Annotated in this window: 27 protein-coding genes and 1 pseudogene; 17 read left to right on the top strand and 11 right to left on the bottom strand. The window is 69.8% G+C overall.

Annotation, left to right across the window (positions count from 1 at the left end; translation table 11 throughout):
• Positions 1-107: 107 nt before the first annotated feature.
• Positions 108-1,514 carry a MocR-like pyridoxine biosynthesis transcription factor PdxR gene (pdxR, locus tag V6V89_RS12835; protein WP_334619289.1) on the bottom strand — a complete coding sequence of 469 codons (1,407 nt, stop codon included), beginning with the start codon at positions 1,512-1,514 and terminating at the stop codon, positions 108-110.
• A 46-nt stretch (positions 1,515-1,560) separates the two neighbouring features.
• Here pdxR and V6V89_RS12840 point away from each other — a divergent pair, with 46 nt between their 5' ends.
• Positions 1,561-2,514, top strand: coding sequence for an aldo/keto reductase (locus V6V89_RS12840; RefSeq protein ID WP_334619290.1), 954 nt, complete (start codon positions 1,561-1,563; stop codon positions 2,512-2,514).
• A 169-nt stretch (positions 2,515-2,683) separates the two neighbouring features.
• On the top strand, positions 2,684-3,937 hold the full coding sequence (locus V6V89_RS12845) for an FG-GAP repeat domain-containing protein (RefSeq protein ID WP_334619291.1): 1,254 nt from the start codon (positions 2,684-2,686) through the stop codon (positions 3,935-3,937).
• Positions 3,938-4,165: 228 nt separating this feature from the next.
• On the opposite strand, the gene V6V89_RS12850 is transcribed toward V6V89_RS12845, so the two are convergent.
• Entirely contained in the window at positions 4,166-4,339 is a 174-nt protein-coding gene (locus V6V89_RS12850) for a hypothetical protein (protein ID WP_334619292.1), read from the bottom strand.
• 15 nt (positions 4,340-4,354) lie between these two features.
• Positions 4,355-4,882: a polyketide cyclase gene (locus tag V6V89_RS12855; RefSeq protein WP_334619293.1), complete on the bottom strand. Its 528-nt coding sequence runs from the start codon at positions 4,880-4,882 to the stop codon at positions 4,355-4,357.
• Positions 4,883-5,050: 168 nt separating this feature from the next.
• On the opposite strand from V6V89_RS12855, the gene V6V89_RS12860 reads away from it, so the two are divergent.
• The 3 genes from V6V89_RS12860 to V6V89_RS12870 all read left to right on the top strand — a co-directional run bounded on the left by V6V89_RS12860 (position 5,051) and on the right by V6V89_RS12870 (position 7,409).
• A complete protein-coding gene (locus V6V89_RS12860; RefSeq protein ID WP_334619294.1) occupies positions 5,051-5,758 on the top strand; it encodes an alpha/beta hydrolase in 708 nt (235 codons plus the stop codon).
• Positions 5,755-6,612 carry a class I SAM-dependent methyltransferase gene (locus V6V89_RS12865; protein ID WP_334619295.1) on the top strand — a complete coding sequence of 286 codons (858 nt, stop codon included), beginning with the start codon at positions 5,755-5,757 and terminating at the stop codon, positions 6,610-6,612. Before V6V89_RS12860 ends, V6V89_RS12865 begins: the two co-directional genes overlap by 4 nt.
• A 512-nt stretch (positions 6,613-7,124) precedes the next feature.
• A complete protein-coding gene (locus V6V89_RS12870; RefSeq protein WP_334619296.1) occupies positions 7,125-7,409 on the top strand; it encodes a helix-turn-helix domain-containing protein in 285 nt (94 codons plus the stop codon).
• 155 nt (positions 7,410-7,564) lie between these two features.
• Here the strand turns inward: V6V89_RS12870 and V6V89_RS12875 are convergent, their stop codons facing one another.
• On the bottom strand, positions 7,565-8,461 hold the full coding sequence (locus V6V89_RS12875) for a M15 family metallopeptidase (protein ID WP_334619354.1): 897 nt from the start codon (positions 8,459-8,461) through the stop codon (positions 7,565-7,567).
• A gap of 92 nt (positions 8,462-8,553) precedes the next feature.
• On the opposite strand from V6V89_RS12875, the gene V6V89_RS12880 reads away from it, so the two are divergent.
• Complete coding sequence (locus tag V6V89_RS12880; RefSeq protein WP_334619297.1) at positions 8,554-9,753, top strand: RNA polymerase sigma factor; 1,200 nt, start codon at positions 8,554-8,556, stop codon at positions 9,751-9,753.
• A 6-nt stretch (positions 9,754-9,759) separates the two neighbouring features.
• Here V6V89_RS12880 and V6V89_RS12885 read toward each other — a convergent pair whose 3' ends face one another.
• Complete coding sequence (locus tag V6V89_RS12885) at positions 9,760-10,176, bottom strand: YciI family protein (protein WP_334619298.1); 417 nt, start codon at positions 10,174-10,176, stop codon at positions 9,760-9,762.
• A gap of 104 nt (positions 10,177-10,280) precedes the next feature.
• Here V6V89_RS12885 and V6V89_RS12890 point away from each other — a divergent pair, with 104 nt between their 5' ends.
• From V6V89_RS12890 to V6V89_RS12920, 7 genes and pseudogenes are all read left to right on the top strand, one after another.
• Positions 10,281-11,003, top strand: coding sequence for a class I SAM-dependent methyltransferase (locus tag V6V89_RS12890; protein WP_334619299.1), 723 nt, complete (start codon positions 10,281-10,283; stop codon positions 11,001-11,003).
• A gap of 134 nt (positions 11,004-11,137) precedes the next feature.
• Positions 11,138-11,365: pseudogene (locus tag V6V89_RS12895) on the top strand (dihydrofolate reductase family protein); the annotation flags it as partial.
• A 181-nt stretch (positions 11,366-11,546) separates the two neighbouring features.
• Positions 11,547-12,911, top strand: coding sequence for an APC family permease (locus V6V89_RS12900; protein WP_334619355.1), 1,365 nt, complete (start codon positions 11,547-11,549; stop codon positions 12,909-12,911).
• A 303-nt stretch (positions 12,912-13,214) separates the two neighbouring features.
• Entirely contained in the window at positions 13,215-13,790 is a 576-nt protein-coding gene (locus V6V89_RS12905) for a hypothetical protein (RefSeq protein ID WP_334619300.1), read from the top strand.
• Positions 13,791-13,859: 69 nt separating this feature from the next.
• On the top strand, positions 13,860-14,717 hold the full coding sequence (locus V6V89_RS12910) for a MerR family transcriptional regulator (protein ID WP_334619301.1): 858 nt from the start codon (positions 13,860-13,862) through the stop codon (positions 14,715-14,717).
• On the top strand, positions 14,714-15,709 hold the full coding sequence (locus tag V6V89_RS12915; protein WP_334619302.1) for a BtrH N-terminal domain-containing protein: 996 nt from the start codon (positions 14,714-14,716) through the stop codon (positions 15,707-15,709). Before V6V89_RS12910 ends, V6V89_RS12915 begins: the two co-directional genes overlap by 4 nt.
• Before the next feature lie 34 nt (positions 15,710-15,743).
• Positions 15,744-16,868 (top strand): hypothetical protein, encoded by a 1,125-nt coding sequence (locus V6V89_RS12920; protein ID WP_334619303.1) that lies wholly within the window; start codon positions 15,744-15,746, stop codon positions 16,866-16,868.
• A gap of 202 nt (positions 16,869-17,070) precedes the next feature.
• On the opposite strand, the gene V6V89_RS12925 is transcribed toward V6V89_RS12920, so the two are convergent.
• The 5 genes from V6V89_RS12925 to V6V89_RS12945 form a co-directional block, all read right to left on the bottom strand.
• A complete protein-coding gene (locus V6V89_RS12925) occupies positions 17,071-18,300 on the bottom strand; it encodes an RNA polymerase sigma factor (RefSeq protein ID WP_442935127.1) in 1,230 nt (409 codons plus the stop codon).
• Between the two features lie 25 nt (positions 18,301-18,325).
• The gene (locus V6V89_RS12930; protein ID WP_334619304.1) at positions 18,326-18,697 is read right to left on the bottom strand and encodes a YciI family protein; all 372 of its coding nucleotides are present in this window, start codon (positions 18,695-18,697) and stop codon (positions 18,326-18,328) included.
• 28 nt (positions 18,698-18,725) lie between these two features.
• Positions 18,726-19,385: a DUF998 domain-containing protein gene (locus V6V89_RS12935; protein WP_334619305.1), complete on the bottom strand. Its 660-nt coding sequence runs from the start codon at positions 19,383-19,385 to the stop codon at positions 18,726-18,728.
• Between the two features lie 100 nt (positions 19,386-19,485).
• Positions 19,486-19,935, bottom strand: a complete 450-nt coding sequence (locus tag V6V89_RS12940) for a cytochrome P450 (protein WP_334619357.1) — start codon at positions 19,933-19,935, stop codon at positions 19,486-19,488.
• A gap of 163 nt (positions 19,936-20,098) precedes the next feature.
• A complete protein-coding gene (locus V6V89_RS12945; protein WP_334619306.1) occupies positions 20,099-20,341 on the bottom strand; it encodes a hypothetical protein in 243 nt (80 codons plus the stop codon).
• Positions 20,342-20,475: 134 nt separating this feature from the next.
• Here V6V89_RS12945 and V6V89_RS12950 point away from each other — a divergent pair, with 134 nt between their 5' ends.
• Together V6V89_RS12950 and V6V89_RS12955 are read left to right on the top strand one after the other, a co-directional pair.
• On the top strand, positions 20,476-20,958 hold the full coding sequence (locus tag V6V89_RS12950) for an RNA polymerase sigma factor (protein ID WP_334619358.1): 483 nt from the start codon (positions 20,476-20,478) through the stop codon (positions 20,956-20,958).
• A 32-nt stretch (positions 20,959-20,990) separates the two neighbouring features.
• On the top strand, positions 20,991-21,488 hold the full coding sequence (locus tag V6V89_RS12955; protein ID WP_334619307.1) for a hypothetical protein: 498 nt from the start codon (positions 20,991-20,993) through the stop codon (positions 21,486-21,488).
• Here the strand turns inward: V6V89_RS12955 and V6V89_RS12960 are convergent.
• A complete protein-coding gene (locus V6V89_RS12960) occupies positions 21,485-22,891 on the bottom strand; it encodes a serine/threonine-protein kinase (RefSeq protein WP_334619308.1) in 1,407 nt (468 codons plus the stop codon). The genes V6V89_RS12955 and V6V89_RS12960 overlap by 4 nt on opposite strands.
• Before the next feature lie 133 nt (positions 22,892-23,024).
• Here V6V89_RS12960 and V6V89_RS12965 point away from each other — a divergent pair, with 133 nt between their 5' ends.
• Together V6V89_RS12965 and V6V89_RS12970 are read left to right on the top strand one after the other, a co-directional pair.
• On the top strand, positions 23,025-23,795 hold the full coding sequence (locus tag V6V89_RS12965; RefSeq protein WP_334619309.1) for a hypothetical protein: 771 nt from the start codon (positions 23,025-23,027) through the stop codon (positions 23,793-23,795).
• Between the two features lies 1 nt (position 23,796).
• A complete protein-coding gene (locus V6V89_RS12970) occupies positions 23,797-24,546 on the top strand; it encodes a hypothetical protein (RefSeq protein WP_334619310.1) in 750 nt (249 codons plus the stop codon).
• Positions 24,547-24,559 lie beyond the last annotated feature (13 nt).

Below are 24,559 nucleotides of genomic sequence, written 5' to 3' on the forward strand. Positions count from 1 at the left end.
CGCGCACGACTCGTGGACGCTGCTCATCATCATCATCATCATCGACGTCGGCGCCGTGCGGTACGACCTCGCCAAGCACGAGCGCGGAGCGTTCGGTGACCTGGCCGTCACGTAGGAGCAAGTACATCCGCGAGCAGGTTGACGGCCGCCGGTATGTCGGCGTCCGTGATGTTGCCGTACCCGATGACCAGCGCTGGTGTTTCGCGTCTGCTGGACCAGTACGCGGACAGGTCCATCAGCCTCAGCCCCGCGACCGCGGCCTTCCTGACGGCGGCGGCCGTGTCGGTGCCGGCGGGCAGGTGCAGCAGCAGGTGCAGCCCGGCGGCGGTACCCGCGACGCGGCCCCGCGGAAGGCGGGCCGCGAGGGTCGCGACCAGCAGGTCGCGGCGGGCGCGGAATCGTCGCCGCGCGGCCCGCAGGTGGGCGTCGTACCAGCCGCGATCGACGAAGGAGGCCAGGGCCAGCTGATCGAGTACCGGGGGTGCGGGCGCGACTGGGTTGGCGGAGCGCAGCGCGGCGGTCATCGCGCCGGGCGTGACGAGCCAGCCGAGCCCGAGCGCGGGTGACAGGGTCTTGCTGATCGAGCCGAGCAGGAACACCCGGTCCGGGTCCATACCCTGGACGACCGCGACGGGGCGGCGGTCGTACCGGAACTCGGCGTCGTAGTCGTCTTCGATGACGTACCCGTCCACGGCCCGGGCCCAGCGGACGAGGTCGGTGCGGCGGGCCGGCGACAGCACGGTACCGGTGGGGAACTGGTGGGCGGCGCCGACCACGACGGCGCGGATCGTGCCGCGGGCCGGCAGGTCGCCGACCCGCAGGCCGTCGCCGTCGACGGGTACGGGATGCACGCGCAGCCCCGCGCTCGACGCCGCCTCTCGCAGGCGCGGCCAGCCGGGGTCCTCGACGGCCAGGTGCGTGACCCCGGCGGACCGCAGCGTGCGGCACACCCGGGCGAGACCGTCGGTGATGCCGGCGCACACGGCGACCTGCGCGGACCGCAGGTCCGCGCCCCGAGAACGCCGCAGGTAGTCGGCGAGCGTGCGGCGCAGGGCGGGGTGGCCGGCCGGGTCCGGCAGGCCGAGGTCGTGGCCGACGGCGTCACCGATCGCGGAGCGGACCGCCTCCGTCCACCGGCGCCGCGGAAACGCGCGCAGGTCCGGCAGGCCCGGCGCGAGGTCGTACCGGACGGTGGCCGGCTGGCGTTCGGCGCGCCCACGCCGGTGGTGATCCGCGGCGCCCGGGGTCCACGAGACGCGCGTCGCGGAGCCGACCCGGCCGGTGAGGTACCCCTCGGCGGCAAGCTGGCCGTACGCCTCCGTCACCACCCAGCGGGAGCAGCCCAGTTCCTCGGCGAGCGCCCGGCTCGGCGGCACGGCGTCGCCCTCGACCAGCCGTCCCTGGCGGATGGCGGTGCGCAGCGCCCGCGCGAGCCGCTCGTGCACAGGCCCGGCACCGGGCGAGTCCACGTCGAGCAGCGTGGCCCACGCGAAATTGGTCTGGGAATCCGCCACGATATTGGAGCGTACGACCTGACCGAAGTCGGCATAGCGTTGCCGTATGACTCAGCTAGTCGGCGACAACCTGGTTCTGGGCGCCATGCTCTTCGGCACGGTGCAGGACGAACGCCGCTCCTTCGAACTGCTCGACCGCTTCGTCGAGGCCGGTGGCACCTGGATCGACACCGCGAACTGCTACGCGTTCTGGGAGGACCCGAGCGGCTTCGGCGGGCAGAGCGAGCTCGTGCTGGGACGCTGGCTGGCCCGCCGGCCCGGCGTGCGCGACCGGGTCCGGATCAGCACCAAGGTGGGGTGCGAGCCGACCGAGGCTGGCCGGTTTCCGGAGACCGCCGAAGGACTGTCCGGCGCGGTGATCAAGAACGCGATCGAGGGGAGCCTGCGCCGGCTCGGCACCGACCACGTCGAGCTGTACTGGGCGCACAAGGAGGACCGCGCCACGCCCCTGGAGGAGACGGTCGCCGCGTTCGGCGAACTGGTCTCCGCGGGGACGGTCGGCCGGCTCGGCGCCTCGAACCACGCGGTGTGGCGGTTGGAACAGGCCAGGCAGCTCGCGCGGGAGGCCGGCGTGGCCGGGTACACCGCTGTGCAGCAGCACCACACCTACCTGGCGCCCCGTCCCGGTACCCGGCCAACCGTCGTGCACCGCTTCGGCGCGGTCAGCGACGAGGTCATCGACTACGTGCAGAGCCACCCGGAGATCGCCATCTGGGCGTACACGCCGCTGCTGTCGGGCCGGTACACGCGGGCCGACAAGCCGCTGCCGGAGGAGTACGACCACCCGGGCACCACACGCCGGCTCGCCGCCCTCGACGAGGTCGCCGCGGAGATCGGCACCAGCCGCAGCCAGGTCGTGCTGGCGTGGCTGATCGGCGGCCAGCCCAGCGCCACGCCCATCGTCGGCGTCAGCACCGCCGCGCAGATCGACGAGGCTATCGCCGGGGCCACCCTGACCCTCACAGCCGACCAGCGGGAACGGCTCGACGCGGCGCTCTGAGTCGACCGTCTATTGTGGAGGCAAATAACCCCGCCGCTGTAGGTGCGCCAGTTGACCGTCCGGACAGGACAGTGTAAACACGTCATTGGCATTGTCATCGACCATTGTCGCTAGGTGGTGGGCGTCGTTGCCCGCTGCGACACGGCGGCATGACAGCAACGGGGGAAACATGTCACTACGTCTTTCGCTGCCCCTTGCCCTCCTCGCGGCCGGCACCGTCGCCGTCGCGAGCAGCGCGGCGGTCGCGGCGCCGACGGCCGAGGACGACACCCGCCGGGTGGACCGCACCGGGGCTCCACTCAACGACACCCGGCGGAAGGACGCGACGAAGGGCACCGCGGTCGAGCGGCTGCTCATGGGGCCGATCATGTCTGGGCACTACGAGCCTCTGGAGACGATCACCACCGGGTCCTGGCCGGAGAACGTCGCGGTCGGCGACGTCACCGGCGACGGTCGCAACGATGTGCTGCTCACGACCAGCTACTACTTCGACGAGGAAAACGACTACAAGCTGTTCGTCTACTCCCAGCGGCCAGACGGTTCGCTTCGCCCCGAGGTCAAGTACCAGACGCGCATGGCGTACGGGGACGCTGGTGGGCTCGCGGTGCTCGACGCGAACCGTGACGGCCGGCTCGACGTCGCGGTGGCCACTGCCAGCGGGGTGGAGATCTTCGCCCAGAGCGTCGCAGGCATTCTGGAGAGCCTGGGCGTGCTCGCCGGTTCGCCGGCGAAGGCGTCCCAGCTGACCGCCGCCGACCTGGACGGGGATGGAGACTCCGACCTGCTCGTGGCGGGCAGGGCCGGCATCGTGCAGCTCACCCAGGGCGACGACGGGACGTTCACCAAGTTGCCGGTGACCACCGAGAGCACCACGGTGGCGCGGGTCGGTGACCTCGACGGCGACGGGCGCCCGGACGCGGTGGGATTCCGCGGCTACTACGTGACCGTGTACCGCAACCTCGGTGAGTACTGGCGCCGCGAGGTGCCGCTGGTGCGTGACGTGTCCGTCAACGGCGTCGAGGTCGCCGACGTCACGGCCGACGGCCGCGCCGACCTGTTGGTCACAGAGGGCGGCAACCGTCCCGCCGCGCAGTTGGTGGTGTTCCCGCAGACCAATACCGGCACGCTGGCCAAGCCCACCACCTACCCGGTCATGGACATCCCGCAGGCGGTTCGGGCGGCGGACATCGACGGCGATGGCCGCAACGACGTGGTCACGGTGCACGGCGGCTGGGAGCGTATGAGCACGCTGTTGCAGCGGGCCGACGGCACGCTGAGCCAGGCAGCAATCGACCAGGTGCCGTACGCCAGCAACTACAACGACGACGGCCTCGCGGTCGGCGACGTCGACGGTGACGGCCGCACCGACGTCGTGATCGCCGATTACAACCACGGCGTGGTCATCCTCCGCAACGCCGGCTGAGACAGCACTCGCCACCGCGTCGAAACCCTCGTCCTCTGTGGACACGCTGCGGTCGGTGCGTACGTGATCGTCGCAAGCGGGAAGGATGCGCGGATCTGCCCCGGAAAGCGCGCCAGGTGCACGCTTTCCGGGGCGGTGCGCACCGCGAGTTGCTGAGCCACCTGCGTTGATCGAGAGTGGCCGGCCGCTTCTGCGTTGATTGTGTAGTATTTCGCGGTGTCGGGATGATCACCGTTCGGTCAGGGCTTGGACGACCTCATCCGACAGCTGCCGATCGGCGTATAGCAGTCGCACGGCCGAGGCGTCGGGGTTTCCCGCGTCAGCGCCGCGCCAGACGAGCGTCATGCCGGTACGCGCCACCGCCGCCTGAGATCGTTCGTTCCCTTCGAGCACGTCCAGCACGAACCAATCATGGACTCACCGGATTTCTGGTTCCGTGGCTGTGGCCTGGTGGTGGCGCTCGGCGAGTCGCTTGAAGTTCAGTAACTGCCGTCGCGCCATGACCAGGTCGCCGACCGACAGCCCGAGGGCGGTCCAGCCGGTCGTCCGCATGACGACCTTGAGCAGCAAGCGCGTCGCGTGGTGCTCTTCGGGCACCAGCACGTAGGACATGAAGGCGCCCATGATGGTGCCCGTCAGGTGTTTCCCCGGCTCGACCGAGACGATCCTGCCCAGCTTCCGCCCGCCGGCAGTGGTGAATGCGTCTCCGACGCGGGGCTCGGGAAGGCCCACCAGTTGTCGAGGTGAACGGCGGCCGAGGTTGTCGATCCAGTCATAGGAGTAAGGTGCCAGCCTCAGTTGCGCAATCCACGGCCACACCGCTGCGGTGGGCGCCTCAACCCGCACGCCCCGCCAAGCTTTCAGGCCGGGTGAATCGACGAAATCGTCGCAGGGATACCAGCGCGATACGTCGCTGTCGGCTACGCCCCACCGGTCACCGATCATGCGTCCATCTTCCCTCGGCGTAATCATCGGCTCTGGCGATCGAGTAGATCGCAATCCATCGCTTTTCACAATGATGGCTGAGCCCTAGCGTGAGTGGCATGACAGCGACCGCCGCAACGGTCGCACCGTTCCAAAGATGATCCGAGTCCAACGATAGAGGAGAGTCCAATGAGTACATTTGTGTTGATCCACGGCGGCGGAGACGTCGGTTGGTCCTGGCACCTGGTGGAGGCCGAGCTACGAGCGCGTGGGCACGACGTGCTGGCACCCGACCTTCCGGGTGATGACGAGTCGAAGACCCTCGTGGACTACGCCGACGCCGTGGTCGAGGCTGTCGGTGAGCGGCAGAACCTGGTCGTCGTGGGCCACTCGTTCGGCGCGTTCACCGCCGCGTTGGTCGCCGATCGGCTGCCCGTCGATGTGCTGGTCCTCCTGGCCGGCATGATCCCGTCGCCGGGTGAGTCGCCGGACGAGTGGTGGGCCAACACCGGCTACCAGAGCGCTGTGGAGGAACAGGCCAAGCGCGATGGCGGTTTGACCGGCAACGCGGACCCCTACGTGAGCTTCTACCACGATGTACCGCGGACGCTGGCGGCGGAGGCGATGGGCAAGGAGCGCGCGCATCCGTCCACGGCCGCGTCGGCCGCTCCGTGGCCGTTGGATGCGTGGCCGGACGTACCGACGAGGTTCGTGCTCTGCAGCGAGGACCGCTTCTTCCCGCCGGACTTCTTTCGCCGGTTGGTCTCCGACCGCCTGGGCATCGTCCCCGACGAGATCGCGGGCAGCCACTGCGTCTCACTCAGCCGCCCCAAAGAGTTGGCGGACATGTTGGCGGGCTACGCGGCTGCCGCGTCTGCCACGAGGATCGAGCAGTGAACCGTTCCTCGGCGGCAACCCTCCCGCCGGGTGTCGAGGCATGGAGGCGGCCTGCGCGCAGTGCCGCCGATCGCCAGGTCCGGCACGCCGACCGGATGGCCGATGAGCTGCGCCGCCTGGGGGCTCGCTTCCGCGTTGCCACCGAGGTCGGCCGGCGTGACCGGGTGCTCGACATCGGTTGCGGCATCGGCGATTCCACGCGAGATGCCGGCCGGACCGCCGTGGCCGGAAGCGCCCTGGGCGTCGATGTCTCGGCATCGGTGCTCGAACGGGCCCGACACCTCACCGAGCAGGCCGGACTTCGCAACGTCTCCTACCTGCAGGCCGACGCGCAAATCCATCGGTTCCCGCCGGAGCACTTCGACGTGTGCGTCAGCCGGTTCGGCGCGATGTTCTTCACCGACTCGATAGCTGCGTTCACCAACATCGGGCATGCGCTGCGGCCCGGAGCACGTCTGGTGCTGATGGTCTGGCAGAGCCGCGATCGCAACGAGTGGTACAACCTGGTTCGCGAGGCCATCGGCGCCGACGTACCTGAGCCTGCCTCTCGGGTGGGCGAAGCCCCGTTCGCGCTCGCCGACCCGGCCGCCACGACGGCCATGCTGGCGGCGGCGGGCTTCGTCGATGTCGGCGTCACGGAGGTATGCGAGCCGGTCTACTACGGTCCGGACACCGACGCCGCCTATGACTTCGTCACCAGCATGGGCTACACCCAGGAGTTCCTCGCCACCGCGGACGCGCAGAGCGCCGAACGCTCTCGCCGGCGGCTCCGCGTCGCCCTCGCCGATCGCGACACCGGAAACGGGGTGTATGTCGGCTCTCGAGCTTGGATCATCACCGGCCGTAGCGGCTGACCCCGGCTCTACACGGCCGCGAACGTGGCGGTCTGGGAGGCACCGAACAAAAAATCTATGTCGGCGGTACTAGACATGCTCGCGATCGAAGGTTAATGTTCCTGAGGTCGAGAGCGAGGACTACAAAAGACGCGGACGAGACCACCCCGTCAGAGGGTGAAGGAGCAGGCCCCCAAGGCACGTTCGGGCCCAGCTCAGTACGGCAGTACAGGTACATGTGAACAGGAACAACGGACGCAGAGGAAAGGGAGGGCCGCACACCGTTGGATCGCCCGCCACCGGCCGCGACAAGGGCTTGGCGGACACCGTAGTTTCCCTCGAACTGAGAGGTGGTCTTCGGTCACGATTATGCGATCCTCGCACCGCACCCACGACGTGGGCGGTGTGGACAAGGCAAGCCGGCCTTCTGGCCGGTAGATGGTGTCAAACCCGTAACCCTGGGCCCCGGCGCGATCCGCGCCGGGGCCCTCGACGCACATACATTCAGAGGTGACGTGGCTCAACCCGACGACATGCTCGACGACGAGGACTACCCCGCCTACACCATGGGCCGCGCCGCCGAAATCATCGGCGTGACGCAGGACTTCCTGCGCCGGCTCGGCGAGGCGAAACTGATCAACCCGCAGCGCTCCGCCGGCGGCCACCGCCGCTACTCGCGCTACCAACTGCGGCTCGCCGCCCGCGCCCGAGAAATCTGCGACCAAGGCACCCCCTTGGAGGCGGCCTGCCGCATCATCATCCTCGAAGACCAACTCGAAGAAGCCCTCCGGCAAAACAACAGGCACGAACGCAACTGACCTCGCCCGCGCCGGTGTTCCCCCCCGGCGCACAGACGCCACGCGGTCCCTCCCACCAGGGCAGGGACCGTTCGTCGCAACAAGCCCCTGCCACATCTTGGCCCTGTACCTGGTCGGGTCTCGGTAACGGTGCGCCACACGGGTGCCCGTTCGGTTCAGCCGCCAGTGGCAGAGAAGTGCATGTAGTCCTTCAGCGATCGGTAGTCGCCGCCCCACTGCCAGCCGATGGCGGCGAAGGCCCGCACGGCCGGCCCGCCGGGCCGCACCATTCCGGGCCGCGCCTCGGCCCGGTCGAGGTAGGCGCTGGCCAGCTCCGGTAGCACCACCTGCCCCTTGTGGTACGGGTTCTGGAACGGGTTGACGTCCACGGCGAGCCCGTAGGCGTGCTGGGACCACGCCGTGCTGCCTCGCACCGGCCGGCAGGCGAACGCCTCGGTGGTGTTGCCGTCGCCGGTCGACGCGGCGTTCAGCTCGGCGGCGCTGGAGATCCGCATTCGCTCGATCGGGAAGTTGGCGGCGAAGAGTCGCCTGAACACGGTGACGAGCTCGTCGGCGGCCCGCGCGTTGGCCAGTAACTCCCCGGTATGTGCGCGGCCGTCGAAGCCGCGGAAACCGACCGTCACATAGCGCAGGTCCGCCGCGGCCACCGGGCAATCCTTGGTCCAGCTGGACCGGGCGAGCACGCTGGCGGGCGCCGCCTTCACGGTTGCGTGGAAGCGGCCATCGCGCGGCGGTGGCAGGTCGTCGACGGTGATGATGGATCGATTACGCAGCTCTGGTGGGGTGTCCTGAGGGGCGGCGAACCCGCTCGGCCCCACCGGGAGGACGCGCGTTCCCAGCCACGGTGGCGCTGCGGTGGCGTTCCCGATGCGGGTGGGCGTCGGGCTCGAGGGCTCGGCGCGCACCGTCGGCGGGGCAGTCGGGGTCGGCGGCGTTCGGGGCGGTTGGCTCGCTTCCGGGACAGCCGGGGCGCCGGAACAGCCGCCCAGGATGTAGCCGAGGCACACAACCACGACCAGCAGGCCCGCCATTCGGGCGGCACCACGCAGCACCGTCAACCCCACCCGCCTTCGCCGGGTACCGGCTCCGGGACACGTGCTCGACCATCGCGCCCCAGACAGCCCGTCCTTACTACCGTAGTCGCATGACCGAGGTGGCCTCACTGGTGGAGCGGGTCTGGCGCGGCGAGGCGGCCAGCATGCTCGGCGCGTTGAGCCGTCGCCTCGGCGACTTCGACCTGGCCGAGGAGGCGCTGGCAGAGGCCGTCACGGAGGCCCTCAAGCGCTGGCCTGAGGACGGGGTGCCGCAGAGCCCGACCGGCTGGCTGGTCACGACCGGCTGGCGCCGGGCGGTGGACCGGCTGCGACGCGAGGTCGTGGGTCGAGAGAAGATCGCCGCGGTCGGCGCCGAGCCGCCACCGCAGCCAGGCGTCGACGACCGGCTCGCAATGATCTTCGCGTGCTGCCATCCCGACCTCGCCGAGGCGGCACGGGTGGCGCTGACCCTGTACGCGGCGAGCGGCCTGTCCACCGCCGAGATCGCGGCTGCTTTTCTGGTGCCGGTGCCGACCATGGCACAGCGGCTCTCCCGCGCCAAGCGGCAGCTGCGCGAGCGGGGCGTGCGGTTCGAGGTACCTGAGCCCGCGGCGTATGGGGATCGGCTGCCGGCCGTCCTCGCGGTGATCTACCTGGTGTTCAACGAGGGCTACCTGTCGACCGGTGCCAGGCAGCGTCGGGAACTGGCCCGCGAGGGGCTCGAGCTGGCCCGTCAGGTCGCGGTGTTGTTGCCGCACGAGCCGGAGGCCGCCGCCCTCGTCGCGCTTTTGGAGCTGCACGAGGCCCGCGCGGCGACGCGGTTCGACTCGCGCGGACGCATCGTCTTGCTCGAGCACCAGGATCGCCGCCGCTGGGACAGGGAACTCATCGATCGGGCGGCGCTACGGCTACGCGCCGCGGTGGCGCAGGGGCGCCCAGGGCCCTACCAGCTGCACGCCGGCATCACGGCGCTGCACGCGCTCGCACCGTCCTACGAGGGGACGAGGTGGGCCGACGTGCGTGCGCTCTACGACCGGCTGTACGCGCTGGATCCCTCGCCGGTGGTGCTGCTGAGCCGCTCGGTGGCCACGCGCTTCACGCACGGGCCGCAGGCGGCACTCGCGGAAGTACTGGACCTGCGCGAGCGGTTGTCGGAGTACCGGCTCTGGCACGCCACCCACGCCGATCTGCTGGCCTTGCTCGGGCGCCGGGACGCGGCGTTGGCTGCCGCGTCCCGGGCGCTCGACCTGGCCACGAACCCGGCCGAGCGCGAGCTGATGTCGCGCCGGATCGCCGAGTTTCGGGCGTGACTCCGGCTATTCGCGCACCATCACCGGACGCACCTCGATGGTGTTCATGCCGCCGGACGACGGCCACTCCGAGGCGATCCGGACGGCCTCGTCGATCGAGTCGCATTCCAGCATCACGATGCTGCCGATAACCTCCTTGAGCTCCACGTACGGTCCGTCGGTCACTACCGGCGCCCCGTCCGTACCGCGCCGGATCGTCTTAGCGGTGTGCTTAGGCTGCAGCTCCACGCCCCCGTCGGCGATCTTGCCGCTCGGCTGCCACTTCTCGTACCACGCGTAGATCTCCTTCATGACCTCCTCCTCGCCGGCCGGGGTGAGGTCCGTCCAGGCGTCCTCGTCGCCGCAGATCAGCATCGCGTACTGCATGGTGTGCTCCTTGCTCCTCGGTGGCTGGTTCGCTTTGGTGACGAACGGCGGTGCCATGGCTCGACAGTTTCCTCGGAAAAGGGCGGCTAGTCGCTCTTGGAAGACGGTCCGGCGCGGCCCGCTTCCGCTGCGCTGGGACGTCCGGCGGGTACCCTCGGCCGGTGTTCTCGCCTCAAGGACCGTCTCTTCGTGAGCTGTGCGCCCAGGCGCTGTCCTCGGTCGAGCGCGGCTACGACCTGCTGGCTCCGAAGTTCGACCACACGCCCTTTCGCACCCCGGAGAGCATTCTCGGTGCGACCGCCGACGCGCTGTCCGAACTCGGGCCGTTCCGCGATGGACTGGACGTGTGCTGCGGCACCGGCGCGGGCATGCCGGTTCTCAGGTCCGCGTGCCAAGGGCGGATCACGGGCGTCGACTTCAGCGCTGGCATGCTCGCGCAGGCGCGAAGCGCGCACCCGGACGCCACGTGGGTACGGGCCGACGCCCGGGCCCTGCCCTTCGCCGAGAGTTTCGACCTCGCCGTCACCTTCGGAGCGCTCGGGCACTTCCTGCCCACCGAACGGCCCGCACTCTTCGAGGGGGTGTACCGCGCGCTGCGGCCGGGCGGGCTCCTCGCCTTCCCGATCGGCGCGCCGCCGCACCCCGGCTCGGTCTCGCACTGGGTCACGCTCGGATTCGACCTCGCCATGCGGGTCCGCAATGCCGTGTGGCGCCCGCCGTTCGTCATGTACTACCGCACCAGCCCGCTGTCCGCGGTCCGCGACGACCTGACGGCGGCTGGCTTCACCACGACGGCCATCGACCTGACCGCCCTGGGCCGGCACCGCGACGGCAGCCCACGGTGCCGGCTCATCCTCGCGTGTAAGCCGGCAGACCCTCACTGACGCGCCGTCGTTTCGTACAAGACGGCCGAGGCGGCTGCTTCCTAGCATCGGTGAGGCGGCTCGTATGTCGATGTGCCTGGGTCGCCTGACTATGAGGCGAACAGCGGAGGCGTGATCTGGTCTATACCGGGTTCATGTCGCTCGACGGCGTTGTGGACTCCCCAGGCGGGGGACCGGGCGAGGAGCACCGCAGCGGTGGCTGGGTGGTCAAGGACATCGAATTCCTGCCCGAGGCCTTCTCGCTCAAGGGCGAGGAGCTCGAGGATACGACGGCACTGATGTTCGGCCGCCGCAGCTACGAAGCCTTCGCGCCGGTCTGGCGCGACTCGGACGACCACGCCGCCTACAAGGAGCTGACTCGTACAAGTCCACACGGTGTCGACCCACGGCGAGTCTGACCCGCTCGTGTCGAACCGCAGTCCCACGGGCGAAGGATACGCACCGCACGCCATCGAGGTCGTGCTCCGATCATCGATCCGCGGCGAGCGCGCACCCATCAACTGCGGTGATTTTCGATCATATGTGATGGGTATTTCGGTAGCCGTGGCGTCTGAGACTTCGAAGCAAGCGGAGCTGCCCACTGAGCTGCACCGGGTGATCAGCCGTCCGATGCTGACGTTTTTCATCCTCGGCGACATCCTCGGCGCCGGAATCTACACGCTCACCGGGGCGGTGGCCGGCGACGTCGGCGGCGCGATCTGGGTGTCGTTCCTGGTCGCGTTCCTGCTGGCGTTCCTCACCGCGTTCGCCTACCTGGAACTGGTAACCAAGTATCCGCAAGCGGCCGGCGCCGCGCTGTACTGCGACCGCGCCTTCGCCATCCGCTTCCTCAGCTTCCTGGTCACTTTCGCCGTGATGGCCTCCGGCGTCACCTCGGCGACGTTCGCGGCCAGCCGGGTGGGCGGGGGCTACTTCACCGGTCTGACCGGGGTGGACGAGCCACCGACCGTGCTGCTGGGCGTGCTCGCGCTCCTGCTGGTCGCGGCGGTGAACTACCGGGGGATCGCGGAGTCCATCCGGGTCAACATCGTCATCACCTGCGTCGAACTGGCCGGCCTGCTGTTCATCATCGGCGTCGGCATCTTCGTGCTCGGCTCCGGCGACGGCGATCCAGGGCAGGCCTTCCGGTTCGACGGGGAGGGTTTCACGGTGGTGACCGGCGTACTCGCCGGTGCCGCCACCGCGTTCTACGCCTTCCTCGGGTTCGAGGACTCGGTCAACCTGGCCGAGGAGACGCACGAGCCGCACCGCAACTTCCCGCCCGCGATGGTCACCGGACTGGTGCTCGCTGGCGTCGTCTACCTGTTGGTGGCGTTCACCGCGGCGATGACAGTCCCACTGGACGTGCTCACCGAATCGACAGGTCCGCTACTGGAGGTTGTGCGGGCCGGCGCACCGGACCTGGCCGTACGGGAAGTCTTCTCCGCTGTGTCGATTATGGCTGTTTCCAACACCATGCTGATCAACATGGTCATGGCTTCGCGCCTGCTGTACGGCATGGCCCGACGCGGCGTTCTGCCGGGCGTGTTCGGCCGGGTCTCGCCGCGCCGCACGCCGTGGGTGGCGATCCTTTTCACCACCGCGCTGGCCGTGCTGCTGCTGGCCACGGTGCAGGACCTGACCGATCTGTCGGACACCACCGTGCTGCTGCTGACCGCGGTGTTCCTGTTGGTGAACGTCTCGGCCCTGGTCCTGCGACGGGACAGGGTCGACCGCCCGCATTTCCGGGCTCCCACCGTCTTGCTGGTCCTGGGCGCGATCGTCTCGGCGGTCTTCCTACTGCCGATCGTCCGTGAGGCGTCGATCTACCTGCTGGCGCTCTGGCTGCTGCTGGGCGGTGTCGCGGTCTGGGCGATCAACTGGCTCTACCTGCGCGGCCGCCCAAGTCGCCCGGCGCAGCGCGGCTAAGCGCCGCGCGACCCGTGGAAGCGCCATTCACCTCCGCAGGCCCCTTCCAGGGCATGATTCTGGTGGTGCGGGGTAGTCGTCCCGGGTGCCGCTCGTGTCGAAAATGCGCGGTGGACCGGGCAGCCGCTGCGGCCACGGCCGCGGCGAACTCCCGTGGGCACTCCAGCGGTAGGAAGTGCCCGCCGTCGTTGGCTCACGCGGTGCGCCAGCCTAGACCGAGAATCCCCATCCCGGGCGAAGAGTGTGATTCTGGCTATCCAGACGAGTCGGCCGTGCTTGTCTGACGCCGTGGACACTCGTTCCTTGAGCCGGTTTGGTGGCGCTGCCGCCGTGGCCGCCATCATGAGCCTAGGGTTCACCGCGCCGGCATCGGCTGCGGCGACAGTGACGATCGATCCCGCGGATACGGGCGGGACCGCGGCCGCCTTCGCGACCCAGATGTGTGATGCCGCGCTGGGCGGCGGCCCATTCGCGGGTGACGACGTGTGGGCCTTCGCGTTGCGCACCCCGACGCAGGGCACGTTCGCGTCATTGACGCTGACGTTCGCCACCGAGGGCGGCCCTGTAATGGAAACCATCACGACCAGTGCGGCAGCTGACCGCGCGATCGTCGGCGATACGGCGTGGATAAGGACGCCGGCTGGCGCGACCGCGACCGGCGAACTGGTAAACCCGTTCAACCTCACCGACGCGACCGCGCAGGTCACCGGTACGGACGGCGAATTCGACCTGGTGCAGACCTGTCCGGCCAGTGGAAACCTTGCGCTGACCGGGCCGTCGCGCTCCGGGCTGACCGCGGACGCTGTCGCCACGCTCGGCGGCGTGCTGCTCCTCAGCGGCCTTGCACTACTCATCGCGTTGCGCCGCCGCCTGGGCTGATGCCCGTTCGCCGAAGCAGCCGGGGTTGACTCTCTCCTAGGGAGAGGGTCGAGGCTGTTGGAGGCGTCGGTGACGGGGTTGATGCCGATCGGGGTGTTCGCGCGAGCGACCAGGTTGTCCGTTCGTGTGCTGCGCAACTATGACCGGCTGGGTCTGCTCGTCCCGGCGTGGGTAGATCCGGATACCGGCTACCGCCGGTACAGCGTCGACCAGTTTCCCCGGGCGGGGCTGGTCCGGCGCCTGCGAGAGTTGGAGGTTCCGTTGCCCGAGATCGCCGAGATCTTGGCGGCCGATACGCCGGAGCGGGCACGCGCCGTTATCGAACGGCACCGGGAACGCGTGGCCGCGCGGGCGGCCCGGCTAGACGAGATAGCCGAGCGGTTGGGCGCCGTGCTGTCCGAGCCGGGTCGCGTGCCGGGCTGGCTGCACGTGTACGAACGGTGGCGCGGCGCCCAACCAACCGCCCGCGTTCTGGTGCGTACCCCGCTGAGCGGGCTGGCCGAGACGCTGGCGTCCGGGTTCGCGCGGCTGTTCGCAGGCCTCGCCGAGCAGGGGATCGCCCCGGCGGGGCCGCCGGGGACCCGCTACCTCAGCGACGACCTCGACGCGCCGGAGTTGGAGGTGGAGTTGTTCGCGCCGGTGGCGCACCCGCCCAGGCCGACCGCGACGATGGCGGCCGGGGAACTGGCGGGCTGCCTGCTCGCCGCGACCGTGCACGAGGGTCGCTACGAAGACATCGAGACCCCCTACCGGTCGCTGGGGCGTTGGATCGCCGAGCAGGACCGGGTGCTGGCGGGCCCGGCCGAGGAGCGCTACCTCGTCCCGCCCGCGCGCGGTGTACCCACGACCGCCCTCCGCACGGAGATCGCCTGGCCGGTCCGATCCCGGTCCGTTCCGCCCCGACCAGCAGATCAGGAAGCCAAATGATCGTCGAGAATGTCTCGTTCCCCGCCGGTCAGCACTGCGAGACGACCACGCTTGGCGCCCTGCTGCGCCACGCGGGCCTCGACCTGTCAGAGCCCATGCTGTTCGGCCTCGGCGAAGGTCTGGGCTTCGTCTACTGGGACGCCAAGAGCATGGACTTTCCGTTCCTCGGCGGCCGCACCAAGCCGGCCACGATCACCCGGACCGTCGCCGACCGGCTGGGCCTGACCCTGCACATCCAGGAGACCGCCTCGCCCCGTAAGGCCTGGCACAACGTCGTCGCCGCGCTCACCGCCGGACGCCCGGTCGGTCTGCAACTGGACTCCTACCACCTGGACTACTTCGCCACGAAGGTCCACTTCGGAGGTCACTTCGCCGCGATGTACGGCTACGACGACACCCACGCCTACCTGATCGACACCGCGCAGCAGGGCGGCGCTGTGACGACCACGCTGGCGAGCCTGGAACAGGCCCGCAACGAACGCGGACCGATGACCGCCCGCAACCTCTCCTACACAATCGACGGTCCCACCGGTCGGCCCGATCTGGGCGCCGCCATCCGGGTGGCGATCCGCAACAACGCACAAGCCTTCGTCAACCCGCCCATCGCCAACCTCGGCCACCGCGGCATCGCCAAGGCGGCCCGAGAGGTGGCGCGGTGGCTCGACCGTTCCAGCGACCCGTCCCACGACCTCCCGCTGGCCGCGGCGCTGATGGAACGCGGCGGAACCGGCGGCGCCCTGTTTCGCGCCATGTACCGCGACTTCCTCGCCGAATGCGCCACGATCGTCGACGACGAAAACCTTCGCCTCGGTCACCAGTTGTACGCCGAGATCGCTCCGTTGTGGACCGAGGTCGCCCACCACATCGCGGCGGCCGGAGAAGCCGGCGACCCGGACCATCTGGCCCGCGCCTCGGCGATCCTCACCGAACTCGCGGACCGGGAACGCCACGCCATGCGGATAGCCGGAGGACTCGAAGGCCGTCTATATTGAAGGTTCTCTTGGTCTCTGGCCGGGGAGGACCACGATGGCGGTTGCCGCAAGGTTGCGCGAGCGTTGGTGGCCCACGCCTTCGTCGGCGCAGAGCCGGCCACTGACCTCGCGCCGGGATGATCTCGTCACGCTGCTGGTCGGCATCTGGTTCGTCGTCGGGCTGTTCGTCGACGCGTGGGCCCATTCCAACCGGCCGCAGCTCGAGACGTTCTTCACGCCGTGGCACGCGGTCTTCTACTCCGGCTTCGTCGCCACCGCCGGTTGGGTTTGCTGGCTGGTGTGGCGCAATGTCCTCGCGGGCCGACGTGGCGTAGACGCCATACCGGTTGGCTACGGACCGACCATGTTCGCACTCGGTTTGTTCATTCTCTCCGCGGTGGCGGATCTGATCTGGCACAGCGTCTTCGGCATCGAACAGAGCCTCGCGGCAGTCTTCAGCCCCAGCCACCTTGGGCTCGGCGCGTCGATGCTGCTCATCCTCACCAGCCCCTTGCGGTCGGCCTGGGCAAACCCGTCGATGCCGGCGGCGCCCGCGCTGTCCGGGTTCCTGCCCGCCGCGCTCAGCGTCGGAGCCGCGGCCGGCCTCTTCGGGCTGTATCTCACCTTCGCCAACGCAGCGGGCTGGTCGGCGGAGTCGATCGTCCAGGCGTTCTCGACCATCCGAGAGGGCGACGGCACGACGCGGACCCGAGCCGCCATGCTGGCCGGTGACGTCGCCCTCACCAACGCCATGCTGCTGGCGCCGCTGCTGCTACTGGCCCGCAGATGGCGGATACCGGTAGGGACCGCGACCGCGGTGTACGGCGTCTTCGGCTTCCTGAGCTGCTCGGTGGACGCCTTCGAGCACCGCTCCACGTTCGCCGCGGTCGTCGTGGCCGGGGTGGCGGTGGACGCGCTGGTTCGGTGGCTGCGGCCAGGTCCGGGCCACCGCGGCCGGTACTGGGCCTTCGCCGCACTCGCCGCGCTGGTGACCTGGAGCATTTACCTCGCGGCCGCTTCGATCGCTGCCGGCCGGCTGCCCGATGTGGTCGAGTACTGGACGGGCATGCCGGTCATCGCGGCGCTGCACGGCCTGCTGCTCGGCGTGCTCTTCCTACCCGACACGAAGCGCCACCCCGGTCGGCAGACCGCCACCCCAGACGTGGGCCTTGCCGGCTGAACTACGTGCGGCTTCCAGCCGGCGGGACTGCCTTCTTATCGCGCTCGCCGCTGCTCCCACTCACCTTTCTCCTATTCACCGGCCTGTACCTGTTCGCGCTGCCTTACATCACCAAGCGGCGGAACCTGGGGTAGCGGGCGGCTGGGGGCTAGGCCTTGCCCCGGGTCGAACGTCGCGAGCCGCGGCCGCCGGTACCCCGTCGTCACCGCAGTGCGGCGGCCCTCGCCTCGAACAACGCCCGCTCGCGGGCGTTTTGGGTCATCGCCGCGGCGCGCTCGAATTCCCGCCTGGCTTCCGCGGCGCGCCCCAGCTTCGCGAGGAGGTCGCCGCGGACCGCTGGCAACAGCGCATAGCCAGGCAGGTTCAGGCTTTCGACGATCTCCAGGCCGCGCGCCGGGCCGTGCGCGTGGCCGACCGCGACCGCGCGGTTGAGGTCGACCACCGGTGAAGGCGAGACGTGCGTGAGCACCTCGTAGAGCGCCGCGATCCGCCGCCAGTCGGTGTCCTCGACGCGGGCCGCCCGCGCATGGCACGCCGCGATCGAGGCCTGTAGGACGTACGGGCCGTATGCGCCTTCGGCCCTGGCGAGCGCCGCCAGCCCGCGCCGGATCAGCAACCGGTCCCAGCGCCGCCGGTCCTGGTCCTGCAACAGGATGGGGGTACCGTCCGGCGCGGTCCGCGCGGCGGTGCGTGACGCCTGGAGCTCCATCAGCGCCATCAACCCGTGCACCTCGGGTTCGGCGGGTGCCAACGTGGCGAGGATCCGGCCAAGGCGCAGCGCTTCCTCGCAGAGGGCGGGCCGCATCCAGTCGTCGCCGGCTGTCGCGGCGTACCCCTCGTTGAAGATCAGGTAGATCACCTCGAGCACCGAAGCGAGCCGCTGGGCGGCCTCGGCCGGCGGCGGGAGTTCGATTGGTATCCGCTTGTCGGCCAGGGTCCGCTTGGCCCGGGTGATCCGCTGCCCGACCGTCGACTCCGACACCAGGTATGCCCGGGCGATCTCCTCGGTGGTGAGTCCGCCGAGCAGGCGCAGGGTCAGCGCGACCCGAGACTCGGTCGACAGGACCGGATGGCAGGTGGTGAAGACGAGCCGCAGCAGGTCGTCGCCGACGTAGTCGTCCATGGCCGCGGCGAGGTCCGGGTCGTCGGCGTCGGGCGTCGCCCGGCCGAGCAGTTCGAGCTTCTCCCTGTACCGGCCCTGCCTGCGCAACGCGTCGATGGCCCGGTGCTTGGCCGTGGCCATCAGCCACGAACCCGGATGATCCGGTACGCCGGTCATGGGCCACTGCTCCAGCGCGATGACCAACGCGTCCTGCGCGAGTTCCTCGGCGAGCCCAACGTCGCGGACCAGCCGGGCCAGCGCCGCCACGATCCGCGCGGACTCCATGCGCCACACGGTCTCCACCGCGCGGCGAGGATCGGTAGCCGTCACGACTACCGATCCTGCCTCATGGCGACTACGCGGGACCGGCGAAGTCCTCCGAACCCATGACCTTGAGCACCTCGCTCTCGCCTTGCCAGCCCTCCCAGAGGTCGCGGTGCAAGCTCATGAAGCGGGAGGCCCACTCGACCGCCTCGTCCTTCGAGCGCACCTCGTAGAGCGCGTAACTGATGGTCTCCTTCGCCTCGGCGAACGGCCCGTCGGTGACGCTCAGCTTGCCGCCGTACACGTTCACCCGGGCACCGGCGGCGCTCGGCGCCAGGCCGGCGGTGTCGAGTAGGGCGCCGGACGCGGTCGCCTCGCCACCGAGCGCCATGATGGCCTCCATGAGATCGGGAGGCGGTGGGCCGGCCGGTCGGGTGGCCTTGAGCAGAATCAGGTAGCGCATGAGCCGATCCTTTCAGGTGCCGTGACTGTCAGGCGGCCGCGTCCGCGAGGCCGCGGTAGAAGTGGACGCAGACCGTGGCGAGCCAGGCCCAGACGATCCCGACCGCCGCGACGAACGCCAACGTGGTCGGCCCGTGCGAGCCGCTGGCGATGCCCGCGAACCCGGCGAGGAAGGCCACCCCGGTGACCATAGAAAACCGGGCGAGTCCGCGCCGCCCTTCCCGCGAGAAGTGCCTGGCCAGCACAAAGCACGCCGCGATGAGGCACGCGAAGCCGACACCGCCGATGACGAAGTGCAGCGCGCCGTGCCAGCTGATCGGCGTCGTCTCGGGCGTACCGATCGGGAAACCCTGTGCCGGATCGGCGCGGAAGATTCCGGCACCGACGAGGCTGGCGCCATATGCGGCGATCAGCGCCGGCGCCAGTCGCCGACCCAGCGCGCGGCGCAGCCCGACGGCCGCCGCCACGGTCGCGAGGCCCGCGAGGATGAAGTTGACGATCTGAATCCAGCCCAGGTCGCCGTTGGCGAGGAGGCTCCACGCGTGCTTGCTGAGATCGAAACCGTCGCGCGTGAGCGCCTGCGCCAGCGAAACGCCCACGTACAGCGGGCCGGCGAGGACGCCGTAGCCGAGCAGGGACCTGGTGATCCGGGCGGCCGAGGTGCACTGGGACGTGGCGTTCGTGGTCATCGCTGTCTCCTTCGTTCGAGGTCTCTACCTGGGCCTCGAACGAAACAGACGGATTCCGACGGCGCCCTTCAAGATTTTTTGTGGGCCCCGCGGTGGAGGGTCACCAGGCGACCGGGAGGCGGTGAACGCCGTAGACGGCCATGTCGGTGCGGAGCGGGACCTCCTCGGGCGGCACGGCCAGGCGGAGGTTGGGAAAGCGGCGCAGGAGCGCGGTGAACCCGATACGCATCTCGATCCGGGCGAGCTGCTGGCCCAGGCACTGGTGCACGCCGTGGCCGAAGGCCAGATGTCCGGGCATGGATCGGTTGACCGCCAACTGGTCCGGGTCGTCGAACCGGGCGGCGTCGCGGTTCGCTCGTTTACCGCCACCACAACGGTCTCGCCCGCCGCGACCCGCTCGCCCGCGAGATCGACGTCCTCCAGCGCGGTCCGGGTCAGTCCGACATGGATGATCGACAGATAGCGCAGCAACTCCTCGACCGCGTTGTCGACCAGCGCGGGATCGGCGCGCAGTGCGGCGAGCTGGTCCGGACTGCGTAGCAGGGCACAGGCGCCGAGCGCGAGCATGTTGGCGGTGGCCTCGTGGCCCGCGATCAGCAGCAGCATCGCATCCCGGTCAGCTCCTCCTCGGTCAGCTCCGGGTGCTCCGCCAGCGCGCTCAGCAGGTCGTCCGTCGGCGCGACCCGCTTGGAGCGCACGATGCCGTACAGGAACTAGCGCACCAGGTCGGCCGGTGGGCCCTGCCGGGCCATCGCGTCGAGGTGCTCCTCGACGATTGCCTCGATTCGCGGCGTCAGCGCGGTCATCCGGCGCATGCTGAAGTGCTTGGTCAACAGCCGCCGGTAGCGGGTGTGCTCCGGCGCGTCCATGCGGACGAACCAGCCCGGCCGCGCGGGTCCGGGCTGGCCGGGCAGGAGCGGCCTGTCGGATTTCAAGCTGGCACGACGTTCAGACATGGGAGAGCACCATCAGGGCGCATGCTCTACCTATGGAGAAAACCTGAATACGTCCCGTAGACCCGGACGGTGTCGGATACGCCTCTGACCTCGAACGGCTGGCCCGAGCCGCCGCGGAGGGCGCGCCGGGCGCGCTGGACGAACTGCTGGTCACGGCCCGTCCGGAGGTGTTGCGGGTGTGTGCGCGTTTCCTTCCCAACCGCCAGGACGCGGAAGAGGCGTGTCAGGACGCGCTGCTGGCGTTGGCCCGGGGGATAGGCGGGTTTGAGGGTCGGGCCGCGTTCCGCACGTGGATGCACCGGATCGCGGCCAACCGCGCACGCTCGACCTACCAGGTGTTACGGCGTCGATTCGCCACCGAGGTGGGGGAGGTGTCGCCGGATCGGGCGGATCCTCAGCGGACCAGCGTGATCGCGGGTACCCGACTGGATCTGCTCGACGCGCTCGACCACATCGGACCGCACCTGGCGGAGCCGGTGACCTTGCGCGACATCGTTGGCCTGAGCTACCGGGAGATCGCCGCCCTCCTGGACGTACCCGAGGGGACGGTGAAGTCACGTATCCACGAGGGCAGGCGCCGGCTCAGAGAGCGGCTGAACGGCGGCATGCTGAGCTGAGAGGCCCGCTCGCCATCGCGGTCGCCGTCGCCTTGGTCGCCGGTTGTGGTCCCGAGAGGCTTTCGTCGCTGCCGGTCCAGGCACCCGTCGGGCAGGTCACCGCCACGCCCGGCGGCACGCCCGTTGCCAGCTCCAGCGGCACGGCCGTCACCAGCCCCAGCGGCCCGGCGGTCGCCCGGCCCGGCCGCCCGCCGGCACCGCCACGTCGTTCGCCACCGGTGACCACGGGGACGGCCGAGCCGACGCAGGGCGGGTCCGCCACGCCGACTTGTCGGGGTGCTGTCCGGCACGATGTCGACCTGAGCAGCAACGAGGTGGGCCCGGACAGGTGGATGTGCTTCCATACCGGCGGCGTCCTGCGGCTTCAGGGAATCGGTCCCGGCCTCGTCAAGGCTGAACCGCCGGAGCTCGTCGACGTGAACTACGCGGCCGCCGTGCACGACATCGCCTTCCTGCACCCGGGCACCGTCACGGTGACCATCACGCGTGACGAGCGGATCGACGAGATCACGGTCGTGGTGAGGGCCTAATCTCGCACCAGAACCCCGGCCAGTAGCTCGTCGACGAACTCCGGTCCGCTTCCGGCTGGCGGCGCGATCTGCACGTACACCAGGCCCGTCTCCGTTGCGCCGGCCGTCTCGACGACCACCGTCTTCTCGCCGTCGGGACAGGAGGCGTAGCGCGCCACCGTCCATTCGATGCCCGCCTGGCGAGTCGTTCGCGTCGGCTCGGCCGTGCATCCGTCGTGTAGCCGGCCCGCGAGGAACTCCGCCGGTGTGGAACGCGTGCCCAGCCCTTGGGTGAGCAGAACGAACATCCCCGGCACCGCCGGATCGGACTGCCACCCGCCAAAGTCTGGCGTTGCCACCAGCGCTGCCGGCGCTTCGCGGTCGGGCTCCGGCAGACCCGCCCACACGGCCTGCCTGGCGTGCCAGCCGTCGGGGAGCGCCACCGTGAGCTGGCCGGTCCGGTCGGTGACGCTGCCGGGCACGGCTCGCATCCGGCCGCCCGTCGACGCGGATGCCACTGCCGCCGACACGACCGCCAGGACAAGCACAAGAGCGGCCGCGAACCGGCGCAGCCGGCCGGTGCTGGCCCTGCGCGTCCGGGTGGCCTCGAAGGCCTCGTATCCGGCCGGCCCACCGACGGCCCGGTCAAGGGCGGCGGCGAACGCCGCCCCGTCCGGATAGCGGTCCGCGGGCCGCTGCGCGGTCGCGGTCCGTAGCACGGTCGCGACCGTTGGGGGTACGCCGTCGCGCAGTTTGGCCTGCCCCTTGGCGCGCTCGTCGGCGGTGCCGAGCAGCTTGATCCCCAGCCGGCCCAGGCCGTACACGTCGGCGCGCGCGTTGACCACGGCGGCCGGGTCGTCCTGTTCGGGCGCCATGTAGCCCGGCGTGCCGGCGCGGGCGGTGAGGCCGGAGGCGGCGGCGAGGGCCTTGGCCAGGCCCAGATCGGCGATGACGACGAGGTCGGCGAGCCCGGCCGATGCAGCGATCGCCGGTCGTGACCGGAACAGTACGTTGCCGGGGGTCAGGTCGCGGTGCACGATCCCGTGGTCGTGCAGGACGGCGACGCCCGCGGCGATCTCTCGCAGCAGCCGCAGGCTGGGCCCGATCGGCATCGGTCCGGCGGTGAGCCGATCGCGGAGGCTTCCACCGTCGGCCCACGCCATCACCAGGTACGGCCGCCCGTCGTCGAGGGCGCCGAGCGAGTACACCCGCACGATCCGCTCGTGGTCCAGCTTCCACAGCATTCGTGCCTCGTCGAGGAACCGCTCGCGGACCCTGAGGTCGTGACTCCAGTTGTCGGCCAGCACCTTGATCGCCACGCGTGCGCCAAGCGACGGCTCGTGACCCAGCCAGACTGTCGCGAACGAACCGATGCCGAGTAACCGCTCGACCCGGTATGAGCCGATCTTGTCGGGCGAGGTCACGAGATTACCGAACCGCGTCGCGGACCCGCTGACGTACGGATCGTCACCACTTGATGATAGGCGCCGTCGCGAACCAAAGCCCTCGCCGCGGAGACGAACAAAGTGAAGGCCAATCGAAAAGGAGTTTCTGATCATGCGTATCGCTCACCTGCGTCGCTTCCCGGCGCTCGCCGCGTTGGGGCTGGCCGCTATGGCCGCGGCGGCCTGTGGTTCCAACCCGGTACAGGCACTGCCCGTCCAGACGCCCAGCGCCAGCCCGAGCGCGACCCCAAGCAGTACACCAAGTGCCACGGCGCCCGCCGGCCCGACTACGAAGCCAGCCAATAGCCCCAAACCGGGTCCCATCAACACCGGTCACAGCCCGCCCTGTCTGGGAGCGGTCGAATACCGGATCAACGTCTCCGACACCGGGCCCTGGCCGCAACTGTGTATCGCGGTCGGTGGCGTACTGCGGATCGCGAACCTCGGCCCCGAGGGTTTCTCGCAGAGCACGCCGGACAAGGCCGAATGCGAGTACGAAGGGGGCGTCCGGATGTGTCGACTGGTTGAGCCGGGAACGGCCCGGTTCACGATCGACAATGGACATCAGGTCCGCACGCTCACCGTCGTGGTGGCCAAGAGCTCGTCTCGGTCCTCGCCCGCCTGCTTCCAGTCGGGTCAGACGCACACCATCGACGCCTCCGAGGCGGGACCGTCCTGGTGGGCCGTCTGCATGAGGCTCGGTGCGGTTCTGCGGGTGGAGAATCTCGGCCCCGGGCTGCGGACGGTCACCCCGTCCAACGCGGTTTCCTGCCAGTACGCGGCCGGCGTCCACCAATGCCGGATCGTCAAAACCGGGACGTTCAAGGTCGTTACCGATGGCTCCGGGGGCGTCCGTTCCCTCACCGTGGTCGCGATCAGGTAGCTTGAGCAGCAACGTCAATGGCCGCGAAGCGAGACCTCGCTTCGCGGCTGAGACGTATCATGAAGGCCACCGCTCGTATGTCGAGCGAATCGAGGTCAGCCATATGATCTGGACCAGGCTAAGGAAATACCGCTCGACTCACCGAGTTGCTGTCGTTGACCATCTGCAGTTTCCCGCCAGAGTGCGCCAGCGTCTCATGAACCAGCACAATCTAGGCGCCGACGATATTCGTCTGGTTGAAAACGCGACCCGGCAATGGTTCCGGCTCGTTGCCCGCCATCCCAGGGCGACCCTTTCGATGCCATCCGTGGTCGTAGACGATCTGTGGCAGGAGCTGGCGCTGGACGTACGCGACTACGCCGCCTTCTGCGAGGCCGCGTTCGGGCGCCCTCTGGACCGCTCGTCGAGGCATACGACCGCTGCTGGCACCCTGGCAACGCTCAGCTACGCCCGGCGGGACGAAGGCTGCGGCCCAACAGCCCTGCCGTTGCTCTTCCGGGTGGATCAAGACCTTCGCATCCAAGGCGGCCACCGCTACCTGGTCGACTGCGGCGGCCGCGGCGAATGCTTCCAGCCTCGCGGCATGATCTGCCTGCAACATGTCGGCGGGCCGGGTAAACCCCTCAGACTTGGCGGCATCCGCGGTGATTTATCCGTCCACGACGGCCGCTACGGCTACGCCCGCGGCGCCTTCGGAGGCGAAAGCGGCGCGGGCCACGGCGGCGACGGGGGCGACGGCGGCGGCAACTGACGGTGCTCGCGTG

Origin of the sequence: Micromonospora sp. CPCC 206061, assembly GCF_036906915.1 — a bacterium.
GTDB lineage: Bacteria > Actinomycetota > Actinomycetes > Mycobacteriales > Micromonosporaceae > Phytohabitans.

What these genes read in the sequence shown, in the direction of transcription:
- V6V89_RS12935 (WP_334619305.1), bottom strand. Translation starts at nt 19,385, where the DNA reads ATGACCACGAACGCCACGTCCCAGTGCACCTCGGCCGCCCGGATCACC.
- V6V89_RS12845 (WP_334619291.1), top strand. Translation starts at nt 2,684, where the DNA reads ATGTCACTACGTCTTTCGCTGCCCCTTGCCCTCCTCGCGGCCGGCACC.
- V6V89_RS12885 (WP_334619298.1), bottom strand. Translation starts at nt 10,176, where the DNA reads ATGGCACCGCCGTTCGTCACCAAAGCGAACCAGCCACCGAGGAGCAAG.
- V6V89_RS12965 (WP_334619309.1), top strand. Translation starts at nt 23,025, where the DNA reads ATGCGTATCGCTCACCTGCGTCGCTTCCCGGCGCTCGCCGCGTTGGGG.
- V6V89_RS12920 (WP_334619303.1), top strand. Translation starts at nt 15,744, where the DNA reads ATGGCGGTTGCCGCAAGGTTGCGCGAGCGTTGGTGGCCCACGCCTTCG.
- V6V89_RS12880 (WP_334619297.1), top strand. Translation starts at nt 8,554, where the DNA reads ATGACCGAGGTGGCCTCACTGGTGGAGCGGGTCTGGCGCGGCGAGGCG.
- V6V89_RS12870 (WP_334619296.1), top strand. Translation starts at nt 7,125, where the DNA reads ATGCTCGACGACGAGGACTACCCCGCCTACACCATGGGCCGCGCCGCC.
- V6V89_RS12840 (WP_334619290.1), top strand. Translation starts at nt 1,561, where the DNA reads ATGACTCAGCTAGTCGGCGACAACCTGGTTCTGGGCGCCATGCTCTTC.
- V6V89_RS12930 (WP_334619304.1), bottom strand. Translation starts at nt 18,697, where the DNA reads ATGCGCTACCTGATTCTGCTCAAGGCCACCCGACCGGCCGGCCCACCG.
- V6V89_RS12945 (WP_334619306.1), bottom strand. Translation starts at nt 20,341, where the DNA reads ATGTCTGAACGTCGTGCCAGCTTGAAATCCGACAGGCCGCTCCTGCCC.
- V6V89_RS12860 (WP_334619294.1), top strand. Translation starts at nt 5,051, where the DNA reads ATGAGTACATTTGTGTTGATCCACGGCGGCGGAGACGTCGGTTGGTCC.
- V6V89_RS12915 (WP_334619302.1), top strand. Translation starts at nt 14,714, where the DNA reads ATGATCGTCGAGAATGTCTCGTTCCCCGCCGGTCAGCACTGCGAGACG.
- V6V89_RS12855 (WP_334619293.1), bottom strand. Translation starts at nt 4,882, where the DNA reads ATGATCGGTGACCGGTGGGGCGTAGCCGACAGCGACGTATCGCGCTGG.